Here is an 18980-nt window from a genome sequence, read left to right as displayed (position 1 = left end):
TATTATTTAATCCGCTAATATTCAGTGAGAAAAATGGGGCCTCATGATTCTAAAAAGAACCATGAGGCTGTATAAACATCCCACATTATAAGAATTTCTTCTTATTATTTTATTAATAACATTTCAGAATATTTCGGTAATGGCCATTCAGCGTCATCAACGAATAATTCTAAACGATCTACTGCTTCACGGATAGTGTCGAAGTATTTAGCTTTAATGCTATCACAGAATTCAACAGCTTGAGCATTTGTATCTTCAATAGCAAGAACTCTATCACGCTCTAATACCATTGCAGCTACACCTTCTTTTGCTGTTTTCATGAAACCTGTAACTTCTTCAATAGTAGTAATAATTGATGAAGCATCAAGACCAAGATCTTTTAATTTTACTGCAGAGTCAGATAATTTAGCAACATAGCTAGCTGATGCAGGAAGTACTTTGTTTAATACAAGCTCTTCCATTGTTTTCGACTCGATATCAATTTTAGTTGAGTAGATCTCAGACCAAACATCATGACGAGCTTCAATTTCTCTTTCAGTAAATACACCTTGCTTAGCAAAGATTTCCTTAGCCTCTTTAGAGATGAAGAAATCTAAAGCACGAGGAGTATCTTTAACGTTAGAAAGACCTCTTGATTCAGCTTCTTCTACCCATTCTTGAGAGTAACCATCACCTTCAAAACGGATAGCTTCAGATTCTTTGATGTATTGTACTAATACGTCTCTGATTGCAGCTTCTTTATCTTTTCCACCAGCAATTGCAGCATCAACAGACTCTTTGAAGTTAGTTAATTGCTCAGCAACGATTAAGTTTAATACCGTCATTGGAGTTGCAGTGTTCTGAGTAGAACCTACAGCACGGAATTCAAACTTGTTACCAGTGAATGCAAAAGGAGAAGTACGGTTACGGTCCGTAGTATCTAATTTTAAACCAGGAATCTTATCAAGACCTAATTCAATATATTGATCATCACCTTCGTTGAATACTAGTTTACCTGTTTTAGCAACTTCATCTAAAAATGCAGTTAGAGAAGAACCTAAGAATACAGACATGATTGCAGGAGGTGCTTCATTTGCTCCTAAACGGTGATCGTTACCAGCAGATGCAATAGATGCACGTAGTAAGTCAGCATACTTATGAACAGCTTTTACAGTGTTCACTAAGAAAGTTAAGAAGTAAAGAGAACCTTCTGGATCAAATAAGTTACGTCCTTTGTTTGTAATTAACGACCAGTTGTTGTGCTTACCTGAACCGTTTAATCCTGCGAAAGGCTTTTCGTGAAGAAGTACAGCAAAGTTATGCTCTCCTGCAACTTTCTCCATAATGTCCATCATAAGAAGGTTGTGATCAACACCAGTGTTGATTTCTTCATATAAAGGAGCAGCTTCGAATTGACCTGGTGCTACTTCGTTATGACGAGTAGTAATAGGAATTCCCAATTTATGACATTGGTATTCGAAGTCTTTCATAAATGCGTTTACACGCGGTGCAATAGAACCAAAGTAGTGATCGTCTAATTGCTGACCGTGTGGAGGCTTAGCACCAAATAACGTACGACCAGTAATGTAAAGGTCAGGACGTGCAACATAAAATGCTTTGTCTACTAAGAAATATTCTTGCTCACAACCTAATGAAGCAGAAATACTTGTAACACCTTCTTCGAAATATTGACATACATCGATAGTAGCTTTGTTAATTGCTTCTTGAGCTTTTAACAATGGTGTTTTATAATCTAAAGTATCACCTGTAAACGATACGAATACAGTAGGGATACATAAAGTTTTGTCTACGATAAAGATTGGAGAACTTGGATCCCAACCAGTATAACCACGAGCTTGGTTAGTAGCACGAATACCACCGTTCGGGAAAGAAGAAGCATCTGGCTCTTGTTGAACTAGAGTAGATCCTTTAAAAGTTTCAATTCCTTTAGTGTAATCGAAGAATGAATCATGTTTCTCCGCAGAAGACCCAGTTAATGGTTGGAACCAGTGAGTGTGGTGAGTTGCTCCTTTTGAGATTGCCCAAGTAGCTACAGATGTTGCAACTGCATCAGCAGTAGCTTCATCAATCTTAGTACCATGTTTTACTGCTGATTCTACTTTTTTGTAAATACCAGGAGCAAGGTGAGCTTTCATTTGTGGAAGACCGAAACAGTCTTCTCCAAAATAATCAGAAATTCTGTTTGATGGAGTTTCCACAGTTTTCGCACTTCTAGCTGAAGCGACCTCTACGGCGTTAAAACGAAGATTTGTCATTGTAATGTGAGATTAAAAAAAACGATAGCTAGAACTCTATTTTAAATACCCATTTTAATAAGGTTTATAAGACAGTTGTTCGTTAGCTGAAGTTGTTATAATTTGTTTACTCTGTAAATATGAGTCTGTTTTTTAAAAAAATCAAGGATTTTCACATTTTGTGGGTAAATTTTTACCTAAATGGATTTAAATTAATGATTTTTTCAAAAAAAGCCCTTTTTTATTAAAGATAAGAGCCAATACAGGATTTGTATTGGCTCTTATTATACTTGTACTTTTTGGTAAGTAAAGTTTAGATTAGAATGCGTAAACTACTGCTAAAGTACCTTGAGTAGCTGAGCTTGTAGCTTTTGCATCGCTATCTAAGAAGATATCCATATCTGAAGTATCCATTCTTAATTCAGGAATTACCATTAATGGTCCTAAAGCAATGTTACCAGATAATGTGAAAGCATTTACTGCAGTGAAGTTATCAACAGAAGAACCGTCTAACTCATTTACTTTAGCATTGTCTTTGAAATATTCGTAACGAAGACCTAAAGCAAATGTTTCTGAGAAACCGTACTGTAAGTAAGTAGCAACACCTGTGTATAATTGATCAACTGATTTGTAAGCATCTGTAGCTCCATCATATCCTTCTTTCTTGTCAGCCCATGCAGCATTTAAACCAATATACAATGCATCTGATGCTTGGTAACCAGCAGTTAAATCAACAACTGATCTTGTTGAAGAGTTAAAACCGTTAAAGTATAAATCAAGACCTTCTACTGGAGCATAGTAAATTTGTGCACCAATACCGCTCATTCCTAAGTTAGGAGCTGCAGAGTAAGTATCCCATTCGTTTGTAAATATACCTAACATAACTGCAAACTTTTCAGATACAGCATAGTCAAACTTAAGTCCAGCATTTTGGAAAGGACCGTTAGAGAATAAGTAAGAAGTAGAGTAGTTGAAGTTTCCTGTTGGAGAAATTACTTCATAACCTACGAAAGTACCCATGAAACCTGCAGTTGCCGATAACTTTTCAGTTAATTGGTAAGATGCATATAAGTTTTGAATATGAAATTGAGCGTCTGGAATAGAGTTGTTTGATCTAGTACCGAATGATAAATCAGCTACAAACGAAGCTTTACCTAATGACTGTGATAAAATCACGTTAGCCATACCTAAAGCGATAGAATTTTGTGTATCGTTAAAAGAAGTTCCGATGTTTGGAACGTCTTGTCCTGAAAAATCATAGTTATAATATAAATCAACTGAACCTGATATAGCAAGTTTGTTTGATTCTGTTACTTCTTCTTCTGTTGCTTCAACAGTTTCTTCTGCGATTACTACTTCTGTAGTTTCTGCTGAATCTTGAGCAAATGCCATTGAACCTGCAACCATTAAAGGTGCAATGAAAGAGAAAAATTTAGTTTTCATTTTAGAAAATTATAGAGGTGAATAATTAATAGTTACTTCGCACACATGAAGTACTTAGTTGGAATAATTTCTTCTAGCGATAGTTTTGAAGAAATGATAATTGTTTGCTAAATATTAAAGCTATTAAGCTGGCTTTTATTTTAAGGGAGAGTTTTTAAACTCTCCCTAATATTTACTAGTTATCGTAAGTGATAGTATAACCACGGATACCGTGCTCATGGCTATCAAGTCCTTCAGATTCGTGTTCTTCTGAAACTCTTACACCAACTGTGAATTTTAATCCGTAGAATATTGCTAATGAAGCAGAGAATGCAACAGCACCATATGCAGCAACACCTGTTAATTGTGTTACAAATTGTGACCAGCTAGCTAACTCTCCTAGTACACCTACTGCTAAAGTACCAACGATACCACAAGTTAAGTGAACTGAAACAGCTCCTACACAATCATCTAATTTGAATTTGTCCATTGTTACTGCAGAGAATACAACGATAATACCACAGAAAAGACCAATTAAGATTGCTTCGTTAGGTGACATTTTATCTGCACCTGCTGTAATACCTACTAAACCTGCAAGGATACCGTTTAATACCATTCCTAAATCGTAACGTTTAAACAAGATGTATCCACCGACCCATCCGCCGATTGCTCCTGCTGCTGCAGCTAAAGTTGTAGTAACTAATACTAATGAGATAGATTCAGCATCTGCTGATAATACAGATCCACCGTTGAACCCGAACCATCCGAACCATAACAAGAATACACCAATTACAGCTAAAGGAACTGAAGAACCTGGCTTGTCAACTACTTTACCGTTAACATATTTACCAATACGTGGTCCGATTGCAATAATACCTGCTAAGGCTGCCCATCCACCTACTGAGTGAACTACAGTTGAACCAGCGAAGTCATAGAATCCCATTTGAGATAACCATCCGCCACCCCAGTGCCATGAACCTAAAACAGGGTAGATAAGTCCTACTAAGAAGAATGTGAAAATAAAATAAGAAGTAATTTTGATTCTTTCTGCTACTGCTCCAGAAACAATTGTTGCACATGTTGCAGCAAACATTGCTTGGAATAAGAAGTCAGTCCAGTACGTGTAAGCACCACCTGCATAACCTAGTGATGTGTAATCTGTAGGTAGTTGAATACCCCATTCTTTAAATCCAAAAATACCATTAAACTCTCCTGGGTACATAAGGTTGAAACCAAACCATGCATAAGAAATAATTCCTACACTTAAATCAACAGAGTTTTTGAACAAGATGTTTACAGTGTTTTTAGCTTGGGTAAAACCCGCTTCAACACATGCAAAACCAAGTGCCATAATAAAAACTAGCATTGTACATACTAGCATCCAAACGTTGCTTGTTGTTAGACTAATTGTTTGAAGTTGTTCTGCTGTAACAGCTTGTGTTACTGCTTCTGTCGTAGCCAATGTAGCATCGGCGATTAGGTGAATAGATGAGAACATCGCAGTTGAAAATTAAATTATAGATAGTGTCAAAATTTCTAGTTATGTGTGATATATCCGTTTAACAAAGATCTTTTGGACCGAAGTTAAACGGATCACTCACATCTATTAAGGTAGACAGCGTTTAAGAAACTTCTTAAAGTTTGTTTCCCTTGATTTCTGATACAATTCTATGGCTCTAATTCCTTATTTGCAAATCTTAACACGAAAAATAACCCTATTTACCTTAAAAAATAGAGTATTTTTAAAAAACAGGGTGTTTTTTTATGGAATATGTAATGAAAAAATAAAAAAATATTGATTTTAGGTTTTAAAATAACCCTTTGGAATTAATTTATTATTGAAATTGAGAAGTCTGGGTTTAATTTTAACCTTCCTTCAGTGAAATCAGTGCTTTTTGATGTAAATCCCTTCATTTTTTGGGTAGTTCCTTTCTGAATGAGTGATTTTAATTGAGTTTTTGTGATTTTTTTACCAAAAACTTCAAAAGGCACCTTAAAATCACACCCATTTTTCCAATTTCCACACCCAAAAGCAGTTTTTCCTTCTAAAATTTGACCTTTTTGGCATTTCGGACACATTAATGGTTGTTCTTCTAACTCATTAAAGATAATTTTTGATGAATTATTAAGAATAAGTACACCTTTTTTAGTAACACCATTAATTTTAAATCCTTTTATTTCTGGAGTTCTACCTTTTATGATTAAGGACTGAATTTGTTTATCTGTTAATTTTTTACCCTCAAAATCAAATTTTATTAAAAAGTCACAGCTTTTGTCTTTCCAACCTAAGCAGCCATAAGCATTATTTCCTTTTACTACATTATGCTTTTTACATTTAGGACAGGTTAAATCTTGTTCTGTTGGTTTTGGTTTTACTTTTTTAGATGGAGTAACCTTAAGAGATTTGGTTGGTGTTTCAATTTTAAAGTTTGATCGAATAGATTTTACATTCTGAACAACTTCTGTTACCATCTCTTTTATTTCATTCATAAAAAGATTGATATCATAATCTCCATCTTCTATTTGACGAAGTTTCTTTTCCCAAATACCTGTTAGTTCTGCTGATTTGAGTAAATCATTCTGTATTGTAGCAACTAAGCTTAAGCCAGCTTGTGTAGGTACTAAATTTTTTCTTTGCTTTTCGATGTATTTTCTTCGAAACAATGTTTCAATAATATTTGCTCTCGTAGAAGGTCTACCAATACCATTTTCCTTCATTGCTTTTCTCAATTCCTCATCATCTATATTTTTACCAGCAGTTTCCATTGCTCGTAAAAGGGTAGCTTCTGTATATAACTTAGGAGGTTTTGTTTCTTTATTAAAAATAGAAGGAGTGTGCTCTCCCATTTCTCCTTGCTGAAAAGTAGGTAATGTTTGTTCGTCTTCCTCCCCTTTTTTCTTTTTCCTCTTTTTTTCTTCTTCTTCATCTTTTTTAAATAAAACACGCCAACCCGGATCAAGAACTTCTCTACCATTCGTTTTAAAGTCAATAGATTCTACTTTTCCAAGAACTTCTGTTTTAGCAACTTTACATTCTGGATAAAATGCAGCTATAAAACGTAGAGCAACTAAATCATAAACGGCAGATTCAGATTCGGTCATACCTCTTGCAGTTATTTTAGTAGGAATAATTGCATGGTGATCTGTAACTTTCTGATCATTAAAAACTTTTTTAGATTTCTTAAATGGTTTCCCAAATAAAGGAGCAGTCTCATTAGAGAATTTAGATAGTGCTTTTAATGTCGGGCCAACTTCTGGATACAGATTATTAGGTAAATAAGTAGTATCTACACGAGGGTAAGTAAGGAACTTCTTTTCATAAAGACTTTGAGCTAATTTAAGTGTTTGTTCAGCAGAAAAACTGAACTTCTTATTACATTCTACTTGTAAAGAAGTTAAATCAAATAAATATGGAGATGTTTCAATACCTTCTTTTCTTTTGAAGGATACAATTTCAAAAGGTTTATTCTTTATTAATTCAATATCGCGCTTTATATCTTCTTCTTTTTGGTATTTACCTTTAGTAGCATTAAAATTTATATTCCTATATTTTGTCTTTAATTCCCAATATTTTTCACTTTTAAAGTTTTCTATTTCTAAATACCTATTAGCAATTAGTGCAAGAGTAGGTGTCTGTACTCTACCTATAGAAAGTAACTGTTTATAACCACCAAATTTAATAGTATATAATCTTGTAGCATTTATACCTAATAACCAATCTCCAATTGCACGTGCACTTCCTGCTGCATATAATAAGTCAAACTCATTTTCACTTTGTAGATTATTAAAACCATTTCTAATAGCTTCTTCTGTTAAAGAGGAAATCCAAAGGCGCTTAACAGGAACGTTGCATTTAGCTTGGTGTAAAACCCAACGTTGTATTAATTCTCCTTCTTGGCCAGCATCACCACAATTTATTACTTCAGTAGCATTTTTTACTAGGCTTTCTATAACTTTAAATTGCTCCTTAGATCCACTATTATTTATTAGTTTAATAGCAAATTTAATTGGTACAATAGGTAAGGTAACTAAATCCCATCTTTTGAGGGAAGGATCATAATCGTGAGGTTCTTTTAAGGTACATAAATGACCAAAGGTCCATGTAATCTGATAACCATTTCCTTCGTAGTACCCATTCTTTTTTTGATTGGCACCTAATATTTTTGCTATTTCTCTACCTACACTAGGTTTCTCGGCAATACAGACTTTCATATACTAATGAATCACTTTGGTAATAATAGAATATTTAAAGTTCTAAAAAATCATCTATTTCTCTATATTTGATAACTGAAATCTTTTAAATAATTTTATTCATTCATTAAATAACCCGAGCTTTATATTATTTTTAATAACCTGAGATTTTTAATAGTCTTATTATTAAGTATTTATATACTTTTTGATTGAAACTAATACTATGTTCACTATTTTACTGATTAAATTAATTATTTGTTAAAGCAACTTTATTTATAACACACTCGTTTATTAATCAATCGTTCAAATAAAAAAACAATTACTATGAATTACTTAAAGAACATTTCTCTGCTTTTACTATTTGTATTTACTACAAGCCTATCATTTGCTCAAAATGATAATGATAAAAAGCAATTAGAAAACTTAATCAAGAATACGGTTAAAATTAATTCAGCTTCTTTAACTGAAGAAGGAATTGAAGAAATGATGAGTCACTATCGTCCAGATGTAATAATTAGTATTACAAGAATAGAAGTGGATGGCACTAGAAAGCGCAACATGATGAGAAAAGGTGATTATAGAGCAATCTTTATTAATCAGTACAATCAAAATGTGCAAAGAGAGTCTACAGTGAATATAAAATCAACAAGAATTCAAGGTAAAACTGCAGTAGTTGATTTTGACTTAGATTATGAATTAGTAAATAGTACATCAAATAAAGTACTATCTAAAGGTTTTGAATCAATTAATGCCATTTTTATAAAGAAAAAAGGAAAATGGTATGTTTTAGAATTAAATGTAATTGATATCGAAGTTCAGAAATTTCAAGGAGTATGTTACTGCGAAATTTATAAAAATGCGAACACAGGTAGTGTAATTGCAAAAGTAGGTGCTCCAAAAGGCGATCGTTTCGAAAATAAACTAAATAATGTTTATCAGCGTGTAATCGGTGGTAAAACTTACTTTAGTGTTCAAGGTGTAATTTTTGAATGGGCAGATAAGAAAGATATCTGGACAGTAGATTCTGACTTAAAGAGAGTAGAAAAATTGAAATCATCTAAAGATCAAGATGATGCTATACTTATTATACTTAAGTATTTGTATAAAAATGAATGTACAGAAATGTCAGTTATAAAATAAAAGCCCCATAAGTGGAGCTTTGTTAAATAAGAGGAGTTTAGTAAAATACTAAGCTCCTTTTTTATTAGGGTTGGGAACAAATAAATGATCCGAAAGTATATAGTTGATATTCATCTTTTGCAATTGATTTGTTATATCAAAATAGGTTTTGTTAAAATCTTGATAACTTTTTGCAAAAAATTCTATCTCATAATGTGGTCTGTAGTCAATTACTCTAAAATTGTATTTTTCTATGATTTGATAGACTTGCTTCTGGTTTTCTATAAGTAATTTAAAAGTCAACATATTAGGGTGGTTAATTAAAATTGGGTTATAGGAATTTTCATATATATAGATAAGAAACATTTTCCGATTTATGTTCATCCAACTTAAAAGAATAAAATAGAATAACAGTTTAATACAGTATATCTATATGAACGGTCAGTTCATTAGTGAACATTTTATTTATGCTAACTTATTGTTAATAGGTTGATTCTGATTAAATCAAGAAAAAATGAATGGTTGTTGCACATTATTAGTTAATAACCATAATACATATAATGGAACCGTTAATTCAATTTAAAAATATAAATAAGTCATACCACAATGATGATAGTGAAACACTAGCACTTAATCATGTATCTTTAACTATACATGAAGGGGAGTTTGTGTGTATTATGGGACCTTCTGGGTGTGGGAAATCAACGCTCCTTAACATTGCAGGTTTATTGGATATTCCTTCTAATGGAGAAGTGCTTTTCCAAAATGAACCAGTTCATAAATTGTCATCAAAAAAAAGAGCTCAGCTAAGAAGAGAAAATATTGGGTTTGTTTTCCAAAGCTTTAACTTGATTGATGACCTTACCATATTTGAGAATATAGAATTACCATTAATTTATCAACACGTTTCTCCAAATGAAAGAAAATTTCGGGTTGAAAAAATTATGGACAGATTACAATTGTCTCATAAGAAAAAAGCATTCCCTTCTCAAATATCAGGGGGATTACAACAACGTGTAGCGGTTGCTAGAGCAGTTGTATCAAGACCAAGACTTATACTTGCTGATGAACCAACAGGTAATCTAGATTCTGAAAGAGGTAGAGAAGTAATGGATATACTGACGGCACTAAATGAATTAGGTACTACCATTTTAATGGTAACTCACTCTACCGCGGCATCAGATTATGCTAGTAGAATAATCAATCTTTTTGACGGACAGATAGTCACTGAAAATTTACACAAAGGAAAATAGTGTTAAGAAATTATATCATTATAGGAATCAGAAACCTAAAAAAGCATGGTTTATATTCTCTCGTTAACGTTCTAGGAATGTCGATGGGTATTGCCTTCTTTTCGTTATTATTTCTGATTGTAAAAAATGAATTATCTTATGATGACTTTCATATAGATCCTAAAAGAACATACCGTGTAGTTGAGGTAATTGATTCTCAAGATATCGGAGAACGCTCTGCAAGTGTACCAATTCCTCTAGGACCAACAATTAAAGATCTTTATCCTAATTACATAGAAAGAAGTGTTCGTTTTTTTAACGATCAGACATACTCTCATATGTTGTTTGTGAATGGTAAACAATACAATGAGAAAAATTTATATTTTACGGATTCTGATTTCTTTAAAGTATTTGATTTTCCTATGATTTTAGGAAATAAAAGAACAGCTCTATCTGAACCTCAATCGATAATAATTACCACAAAAATTGCTCAAAAGTATTTTGGTAATGAGAACCCTTTAGGAAAGAAAATACTTTATGAGAACAAATATTACCTTACTGTTACAGGTGTAGTTGATAAAACTAATTTGCCGACGCATTTAAACTTTGACCAACTTATCTCATTTTCAACTTTATCTATAACTAACAAAGACATTATTCATAATAATGAATGGGTATGGAACCCTTGTTGGACGTATATTTTATTAAAAAAAGGTGTAAAACCAGAAGAGTTAGAAGCTGATTTTGAAGTCTTATTTCAGGATGGTAGTAAGTTTCCAGATTTTATTAGAGATTATGTTCAATTGTATTTACAGCCAATAAGAGAAATACACCTTTATTCTGATTTAGATTTTGAGATGTCTCCTAATGGAGATTATATGTATATCTATATTTTCTCTGCAATTGCATTAATGGTTTTGATTATTGCTGCTATCAATTTTATGAATCTGTCGGCAGTACGATACTCTACTAGAATTAGAGAGGTAGGAATAAGAAAAGCAATAGGAGCAGACCAAAGTGAATTAATTGTTCAATTTTTAATAGAAGCAGGTATTTTAAGTGTTTGTTCCATGTTTGGAGCATTGATATTTATGGAGATTTTATTTCCTCATATCTATCAAATTTTAGGAGATGAAAAGTTGCTATTCAGAGATTTAGAAAATCAATCTTTAATATTTTTTGTTGGTGGAAGTGGTGTTTTTGTTGGAGCATTAGCGAGCTTTTATCCTATGTATTATTTGTCTGGTGTTCGCCCTTTAGAAGGATTGAATGTAACCAGGACAATGGGTAGGAAACAAAAGAAATTCAGAAAATGGAGTGTAATAGTTCAATTTGTAATTGCAATATTTCTTTTGTTTAGTACGTATGTTTCTAAGCAGCAGCTTAATTTAATGAAGAAAGCCTATCTAGGATTTAATACAGAAAATATAGTGGTTATACCATTAGGAGAGGTGAGATACTCACCTTATAAATTTGATAAATTAAAAGAGCAATTTTTAGAGATAGATGGAGTCGAATCTGTGACTGGAATTGATGAAGTTTTAGGTGTTTGGGTTCAAAATTATCCTTTTTCTATAAATAAAGGAGATGTGAGAACTTCTTCAACATTTTACTCTGCTTTAAAAGTAAGAGATGATTTTGAAAATGTATTTAACTTACAATTAGTAGCAGGTCATCATTTTTCAGAAGAAAAGAAAGCAAGTATTCATGAAATCCTTATAAATGAAGCGATGGTAAAACATCTCGGGCTCGATCACCCGAAAGATGCTATCGGCTTAGGTATTTATAGCGAAAACGGAAAGGAACAGATAATAGGTGTACTAAAAGATTTCCATTACGAACCGATACACAAAGAAATAGGTCCTTTTATTATTGATGTGAATAATTGGGAGTCGGCAAGAAGCTATCTTACAAAATATATGGCTATACGTTTAAGCAGTGATAAATCTTGGGAACAAGTAAAACCTTTTATGTTAGCAAAATGGACAAAAATAATTCCTTATCGTTTAATGGATTCATTCTTTTTACAAGATAAAGTAGAAGCCTCATATAAAAAGGAAGAGCGCCTAGCAAAGGTTTCTTTGATCTTTTCAATTATTGGGGTGATTATTGCGAACCTTGGTTTATTTGGGTTAGCATCTTTTATTACTGTTCAGAAAAACAAAGAAATAGCCATAAGAAAAGCACTAGGCATGGAAAATTTAGAAGCTATGCTCTTTATTTCTAAAGAGTTTTTTATTCTTATTGGTAGTGCTTGTTTAATTGCTTGGCCAATATCTTATTTAGGGATGCGTTTATGGTTAGAGAACTTTCCTAAAACAATTACTATAGGTATTGGAGTTTATATATTTAGTGGTGGCGTAACTTTATTATTAACTTTAGTTACTGTTAGTTATCACGTTATCAAAGCAGCTTTTAAAAATCCGGTGGAAGATTTAAAAGCAAATAGATAATAGGAGGTTTGAAGTATATTATTTTTAGAATATAATTCAAAAATTCTTCTATTTTCTATATCATAATTAAATTACATTGATACTTTACTTTTTATTCTAAGACTTATATTGTTGTGACAAACACAGAATACCTAATTGATAGAAATCGAATCAGAACTCTCAGTATAGATCAGTTTATATCTGAACAAACGGTACTTATCGATAAAATAGAAGGAGAAGAAAACTTAGCGTTCAAATCAAATAGATTATTTGATTATTTCTCGATTTTACCTCAATACGATACTCTAGATACATACTATGAATTCTTAGAACTTTACCTTCCAGAATTCTCTTTTGAGATACCTTCTGATGTGGGTAATTTACATAGATCTCTTTCGCTCCAAAAATTAAGATTGTTAGAAAATGTAGGTGAGGCTACATTACCTGATAGATTGAAAAATTTAGAAGAAATTTCTTTAGATGATGAAAATTACTACTTAAAATTATTGGCCCCAATAGCATTGTTTTCTAGAATATCAGATTGGGAAAAGTATAAGTGGATAGTATTAGAGATGATTAATTTCTCTATAGAAAATGGAAAATCTGAAGTTACCGCTTTTGCTTGCTTAGCTTATGCAAAGTATATGATATGTCGATATGAAAATATTCAAGAAGCCAAGGATTTAGCAGAATATGCAATTGCTGAAATAAAAAAATCAAAAGACAAATGGTTAATTAGACGCTTTCTATCTGATTATGCTTTTGATATAATGACCTGGACTGAAAAAACAGAGCAATCTATCACTGTTATTGAAGAAGCTTACCTTTTGGACGACCCAGAAGATACAGCATTTGTAAATAAAGCAATAACAAGACTTTTTCAACTGTATGTCTTTAGTGGACACAATTTTGAGGAAGCTTTCTCAAAAGTCAATAATAAATTATCATTGACTTTAGAAGATATTGAAATGTTACCCCAGGTAAGAAGTGTTTTAGAATTACTTCAACTAAAAAGCCTAACTGAGAAATCAAGTCTAGAAAAAGTATTAATGATCCTAGACAAGGAGCCATCTTTATATGAAGGAAATCTTCTTCATCCAATGTTATTACTTTTAAAAGTGATTCATCTCGTTCGAAATAAAGAATCGGAAGAAAATGTATTGGAAGCAATTAGACGAATTTTAGATAGGTTTAAATATTGGGCAGGGTATTCTCCTAATATCTTTCAAGGGTGGGTGTATTTTATAGAGGCCGAGATGAGGTGGTTTATAGATGAAATTGATAAATCTGATGACTTATATATTAAAGCTAAAGATTTTATGACATCTACTGTAAATGATTTAAAGTGTTTGGTGTCTCTCAGAAGGTTATCTCAATGGTATGAACATGAAGGTGTATCACCAAAGTCTCAATTATTATTTGATCAAACTAAATCATTATATCTAGAATTTGGTTCTCAGGAAGAAGTTGACGCATTGATTAATCGTTTTGATAATCGTTTTGAATAAAATTGCAAAAAGCCACTCTTATCAAAAGTGGCTTTTTTGCGGATAAGTATAAAGCACAAATCTCTATACTTACCACAATTATCTATCAGTACAACGTAATCTAGTTACGTTGTACTGATTTTTTTATGATTATTAAATTTTGAATTGCTTAATTAAAAATTATAGTTTAGTTTGCATTACACAGCGTAAAAAGGTTAATAACAAATAATTAAAGCATGAAGAAGTCATTGTCAAAAACTCAAGACTCTTCAATGAAGCCGCAAAAGGATAACTACCTTGACAAATTGATACTTGCCCATTTAGAAGTACAAAAGCGGAAAAATCTTACTGTCAATATGAAGAATAGATAACCTTCATTGAAAAAAAGCTATCCAAACTTATGTTTGAATAGCTTTTTTCTATTTAGTCGATGTAGTGTTAATTTCTAATTGAAATACACTTTATCGCCGACTTTAATATCAGTATCTTTTTTGACATCATTTAGTATCAATAAAGATTTTCTGTCTATACCATATTTAACTGATAAGAAAGTTAATGTTTCTCCTTCTTCTAAAATATGATAAGATACAGGAATTGTTTTAGGAAGCGGTGCTAGGTAATAATGTCTGTCTTTCATCAGCATATCTTTACCTTTAATGTAGTTATATTTCTTAATCATACCTTTAGATACACCATCTAAAGCTTTTGAAAGCTCTTTCTGTGTCATCTCTTCATGAAGAATTACAGCTTTTACACCATTTACACGAGCAAAATCAAATTTAGCTGTTTTGCTTTCGTCTTCTATTGGTAATACAAATGGGTATCCATCTTTAATACTATCCGCATAGAATTGGAAAATAGAACGAGCAGCACGTGTTTTCTTTGGCTTGGCATATGGAGAAAGTTTTGCTACCATCTGATTGATCTCAGTAGGCTTAGCCTCAATCATTACAGAATAAACTTTATCTTCTGGAATATATGAACTAGTTAACCATATATTATTTTGCTTTAATGTCTCTACTGGCTGACCTGTAAATTTAGCTACCTCATTTAAAGAATAACCATTACAAGGGAATTCAATAAGTACTTCGTGTTGTGCGTCTTGCCCTATATTGTCTTTAAATGCAAAATAGTGTGCTAAATAGTGTAGTACGTATGGGTGTGTATTGCCATCAATTACTACTTTAGAATAATAGTTTAACTTATTCTGGCTGATGTACTTTTTAGCTCCACCTAATCCATCATGATAAGATATCATTGCATAAAACCAGTTACCAAGGTAATAATGGTTTTTAGAAAGATAATCTGCAGCTCCAATACTAGCAGAAACTACGTTTTTACGTTCATCTACTGTTCTAGAGATTTTCATACCTCTTTCTTCAGCTGTGAAATCTTTAAACTGCCAAAAACCAACTGCTGGAGGTGTAGCATTAGAAATAGCACTACCATCCAGTAAAGATTCTTGTAAAGCTAAAAATTTAAAGTCTCCAGGAACACCTCTTGCAAGAAGCTCTCTTTGGATGTATGGAAAATACGTATTACAACGTTCAAGAAGTTGGTCGTAATGCTTTTTAGATCTGGTAAGGCTATTATATTTTTCCATAATTTTAGCCATACCGCTAGGTGTTACCTCCACTTTAGATCCCATTAAATTGAAGGATGTTGGAAGTGTAGAAGGATTGTCTGCTTTAATTAGAGGAATATAAAAAAAGCCAATACAAATTAACGTAAGTAGTATTTTGTTGATTTTCATATATTGGATTATATAGAATTATACTTTAAAGGTATTGTTATTTGATAACATATTCAAATATAAATGTTGATCGAATAAAAATTGAGCACAAAAAAAAGAGAGTCTCAATAATAGAAACTCTCTTTTTGCCAATAATATTGTTCTGTTATTGGTCTTTATGTATTCTTGGTTTGTTGTCGAAGCCAAATAAATCGTTCAATGATAATTCTTGTACTTTACCGTATTTAGCAAGAGTTTTCATATCTAATTTATCTTTATCACCAACTACACAAACATTGTAGTTTTTCCCTTTGATGAAATCTGAATGGAATTTCATAACATCATCTACAGTCATTGGTTTTAAAGCCTCATAAACATCTTTACGAATATCGTGATCATTTCCTTTTTTAAGAGCAGATTCATAATTAAATAAAACGGCACTTTTTGTAATACGCTCACTTTCCAATTTACTTAAGATTGCTTTTTTAGCAGCCTCAAAAGATTGTTCATTCTTAGGAGGGTTTTCTAAAAGACCCTTCATTCCTGCCATAGCCTCTGTCAGTTTATCTGATTGAGTACCAATGTAAGCAAGTGTATAATCTGATTTACCTTTTTCAGAAGCAACGCCATATTGACTAAATACAGAATAAGCTAAACCTTGAGCTTCTCTCATTTCTTGGAATACAATAGCATTCATACTACCACCAAAGTATTCGTTAAATAAAGTCGCTGCAGCAATCCTTTTAGGATCATATTTTTCTCCTTTAGCAAGGAAAATAACTTCTGCTTGTACCATATCATAGTGAGTCCAGTATACTTTAGGTTGTTTTATATCTTTTATAAAGAATTCTTTCTTCTTTGGGACTGGTTTTAAAGAAGCAGGAACTTTATGCTCAGTATTTAACGTACTTACAACTTTATTTAAAGATTCAGGTCCATAATATAAAATGCGGTGTTCTGTTTTAGTTAAATCATGAATTCTATCAATTAGTTCATTCGATTTAATAAGCTCTAATTCTTTGTTTGATAAACCATTTGTTAGCGGATTGTTATTTCCATATAAACCATAGTTCATTAAGCCGTTGAATAAGATTGCGCCTTTATTCTTCTGAGTGTCTTGTCTAGACTTTTCTTCAATTGCCACCATATTCTGAAGAACACCTTCATCAGCTTGAGCATTGTTCAATAAGTCTTCAAAAAGTTTCATTGCAGGAACCATATTCTCAGTAAGGCCATTTAAAGAGACATACACTTGGTCACTTGATGTATTTACACTAAAACCAGCACCAAGTTTATAAAACTCTTGCTTAATTTCTGCAGAAGTCATTTTATCAGTACCAAGATATTCTAAGTATTGAATGGCAGAGCTTAATGTAGGGTCTGTGTCTTTACCAATGTTTATGATATAGTATAACTCAAACAAGTCATTTTCTACATTCTTTTTGTAACGTACAGTAATATTACTGTTCATTTTAGACTCTTCAATATCCTTGTTATAATCTAAGAAAAGTGGCGTTAATGGATTAACCTTTTCTGCAGCAATTTTCTTGAAGAACTCAGATTCTTTTCCTCTGTTTAATTCTACTTTAGTAATCGAAGGCTTGTCTACTTTTAATTTATTAGGGTCTTCTCCGTTACGTTTGTAAACTACTACATAGTTTTCTTTATATCTGTCATTAGCAAAAGCAACAATTTCTTCTTTAGTGATAGATTGCATTACATCAATATTATCAATGTAGTTTTCCCACTTAATATTTCTAGAGAATGCTTGAACAAACTGATCAGCTCTAGCATCGTTACTTTCTAACTTTTTGATTTCGGATTTTTTGAAATCATTTACGATAGCTTCAATTAACCAATCTTCGAAATCACCTTTTTTCAATTTTTCAATTTCTTCTAGAAGTAAAGCTTGTGCTTCTTCTAAAGTTTGGCCATTTCTTGGAATTGCATATAGCGTATGAATTGTATAATCGTTAAAAGGATACACAAAACTACTAGCATTTAGTACTTTTTGTTGCTGATTTAAATCAAGGTCAATTAAACCTGCACTACTGTTTGCTAAGATCATATCACAAAGTTGCTCTTTGAGTAAATCTCTTGAATCAGTTTTTAAACCAGGCATTCTATATCCCATAAAAACCATTGCAGTTTGAGGTCCAAATACCTCTTTTACGATTGGCTTTGTAATAGGAGCTTCTTCTTTATATATAAACTCAGGAATATTACCAGGTTTCCAGCTTCCGAAGTACTTATTAATCATTGCAATTGTTTTGTCTGGGTCTAAATCTCCACTTAAACAGATGGCAACGTTATTTGGTCTATAAAATTGATTAAAATACTTCTTAATTTCTGTAATAGATGGATTTTTTAAATCATCTATCGTACCAATTACAGTTTGTGTTCCATAAGGGTGATTAGGGAACATAGCAGCAAACATTGCGTCAAATACTTTGCTCTGATCTGAATCTAAAGATCTGTTTTTCTCTTCGTAAACCGCCTCTAATTCAGTATGGAATAAACGAGGAACAATTTCTTTAAAACGATCTGATTCAATTTCTAACCAACGGTTTAGTTCATTAGCAGGAATATTGTTCACATACACAGTTCTGTCTTCTGTTGTATAGGCGTTTGTTCCCGTAGCACCAATCATCCCAATCATTCTATCGTACTCATTGGCAATAGCTAATTTCGATGCATCGTTTGATACCTGATCAATTTTTTTGTAATACTCAGTACGCTCATCAGCGTCTGTAAGTGTTTTATAGTGATTGAACATGTGTTCAATACTATCTAAATATACTTTCTCTTTGTTCCAATCTAATGTACCAAAGTGAGAAGTACCTTTAAACATGATGTGTTCCAAATAGTGGGCTAAGCCAGTAGATGTTGCAGGGTCATTTTTACCTCCGGCTTTTACCGCAATGTATGTTTGAATACGGGGTGCATCTTTGTATTCAGAAAGGTAAACCTTTAAACCATTGTCTAATGTGTAGATTCTAGTTTTTAGAGGATCGTTTTTTACGAATTCGTAAGGGAATTCTGAGTCGCTAGATGGGGATGTTTTACACCCACCTAATAGCATAGCACCTGTTACAAGAACAGATGAGATGATAGATTTGTACGTCATTATT

At 32.3% G+C, this 18980-nt stretch carries 11 protein-coding genes; 4 read left to right on the top strand and 7 right to left on the bottom strand.

Annotation, left to right across the window (positions count from 1 at the left end):
* Positions 1-104 precede the first annotated feature (104 nt).
* The 4 genes from KM029_RS08615 to KM029_RS08600 all read right to left on the bottom strand — a co-directional run bounded on the left by KM029_RS08615 (position 105) and on the right by KM029_RS08600 (position 7868).
* Positions 105-2255 carry a glutamine synthetase III family protein gene (locus KM029_RS08615; protein ID WP_144072897.1) on the bottom strand — a complete coding sequence of 717 codons (2151 nt, stop codon included), beginning with the start codon at positions 2253-2255 and terminating at the stop codon, positions 105-107.
* A gap of 297 nt (positions 2256-2552) precedes the next feature.
* Positions 2553-3677 carry an outer membrane beta-barrel protein gene (locus KM029_RS08610; protein ID WP_144072896.1) on the bottom strand — a complete coding sequence of 375 codons (1125 nt, stop codon included), beginning with the start codon at positions 3675-3677 and terminating at the stop codon, positions 2553-2555.
* A gap of 175 nt (positions 3678-3852) precedes the next feature.
* Entirely contained in the window at positions 3853-5154 is a 1302-nt protein-coding gene (locus tag KM029_RS08605) for an ammonium transporter (protein WP_240050287.1), read from the bottom strand.
* Between the two features lie 329 nt (positions 5155-5483).
* Positions 5484-7868, bottom strand: a complete 2385-nt coding sequence (locus tag KM029_RS08600; RefSeq protein ID WP_144072895.1) for a type IA DNA topoisomerase — start codon at positions 7866-7868, stop codon at positions 5484-5486.
* A gap of 303 nt (positions 7869-8171) precedes the next feature.
* On the opposite strand from KM029_RS08600, the gene KM029_RS08595 reads away from it, so the two are divergent.
* Positions 8172-8987 (top strand): hypothetical protein, encoded by an 816-nt coding sequence (locus tag KM029_RS08595; RefSeq protein ID WP_144072894.1) that lies wholly within the window; start codon positions 8172-8174, stop codon positions 8985-8987.
* 48 nt (positions 8988-9035) lie between these two features.
* Here the strand turns inward: KM029_RS08595 and KM029_RS08590 are convergent, their stop codons facing one another.
* A complete protein-coding gene (locus tag KM029_RS08590; RefSeq protein WP_126611102.1) occupies positions 9036-9272 on the bottom strand; it encodes a hypothetical protein in 237 nt (78 codons plus the stop codon).
* Positions 9273-9526: 254 nt separating this feature from the next.
* Here KM029_RS08590 and KM029_RS08585 point away from each other — a divergent pair, with 254 nt between their 5' ends.
* The 3 genes from KM029_RS08585 to KM029_RS08575 all read left to right on the top strand — a co-directional run bounded on the left by KM029_RS08585 (position 9527) and on the right by KM029_RS08575 (position 14138).
* A complete protein-coding gene (locus KM029_RS08585) occupies positions 9527-10219 on the top strand; it encodes an ABC transporter ATP-binding protein (protein WP_144072893.1) in 693 nt (230 codons plus the stop codon).
* On the top strand, positions 10219-12651 hold the full coding sequence (locus KM029_RS08580) for an ABC transporter permease (RefSeq protein WP_144072892.1): 2433 nt from the start codon (positions 10219-10221) through the stop codon (positions 12649-12651). Before KM029_RS08585 ends, KM029_RS08580 begins: the two co-directional genes overlap by 1 nt.
* Positions 12652-12764: 113 nt before the next feature.
* A complete protein-coding gene (locus tag KM029_RS08575) occupies positions 12765-14138 on the top strand; it encodes a hypothetical protein (protein ID WP_144072891.1) in 1374 nt (457 codons plus the stop codon).
* Between the two features lie 424 nt (positions 14139-14562).
* Here the strand turns inward: KM029_RS08575 and KM029_RS08570 are convergent, their stop codons facing one another.
* On the bottom strand, positions 14563-15870 hold the full coding sequence (locus KM029_RS08570; protein ID WP_144072890.1) for a transglycosylase SLT domain-containing protein: 1308 nt from the start codon (positions 15868-15870) through the stop codon (positions 14563-14565).
* A gap of 145 nt (positions 15871-16015) precedes the next feature.
* A complete protein-coding gene (locus KM029_RS08565; protein WP_144072889.1) occupies positions 16016-18976 on the bottom strand; it encodes a M16 family metallopeptidase in 2961 nt (986 codons plus the stop codon).
* Between the last annotated feature and the right edge of the window lie 4 nt (positions 18977-18980).

Origin of the sequence: Flammeovirga kamogawensis, from assembly GCF_018736065.1 — a bacterium.
In the GTDB taxonomy this organism is placed as follows: Bacteria; Bacteroidota; Bacteroidia; order Cytophagales; family Flammeovirgaceae; genus Flammeovirga; species Flammeovirga kamogawensis.
This window is presented reverse-complemented; position numbering and strand designations above follow the sequence as displayed.

What these genes read in the sequence shown, in the direction of transcription:
- KM029_RS08600 (WP_144072895.1), bottom strand. Translation starts at nt 7,868, where the DNA reads ATGAAAGTCTGTATTGCCGAGAAACCTAGTGTAGGTAGAGAAATAGCA.
- KM029_RS08615 (WP_144072897.1), bottom strand. Translation starts at nt 2,255, where the DNA reads ATGACAAATCTTCGTTTTAACGCCGTAGAGGTCGCTTCAGCTAGAAGT.
- KM029_RS08590 (WP_126611102.1), bottom strand. Translation starts at nt 9,272, where the DNA reads ATGTTGACTTTTAAATTACTTATAGAAAACCAGAAGCAAGTCTATCAA.
- KM029_RS08565 (WP_144072889.1), bottom strand. Translation starts at nt 18,976, where the DNA reads ATGACGTACAAATCTATCATCTCATCTGTTCTTGTAACAGGTGCTATG.
- KM029_RS08585 (WP_144072893.1), top strand. Translation starts at nt 9,527, where the DNA reads ATGGAACCGTTAATTCAATTTAAAAATATAAATAAGTCATACCACAAT.
- KM029_RS08570 (WP_144072890.1), bottom strand. Translation starts at nt 15,870, where the DNA reads ATGAAAATCAACAAAATACTACTTACGTTAATTTGTATTGGCTTTTTT.
- KM029_RS08610 (WP_144072896.1), bottom strand. Translation starts at nt 3,677, where the DNA reads ATGAAAACTAAATTTTTCTCTTTCATTGCACCTTTAATGGTTGCAGGT.
- KM029_RS08605 (WP_240050287.1), bottom strand. Translation starts at nt 5,154, where the DNA reads ATGTTCTCATCTATTCACCTAATCGCCGATGCTACATTGGCTACGACA.
- KM029_RS08595 (WP_144072894.1), top strand. Translation starts at nt 8,172, where the DNA reads ATGAATTACTTAAAGAACATTTCTCTGCTTTTACTATTTGTATTTACT.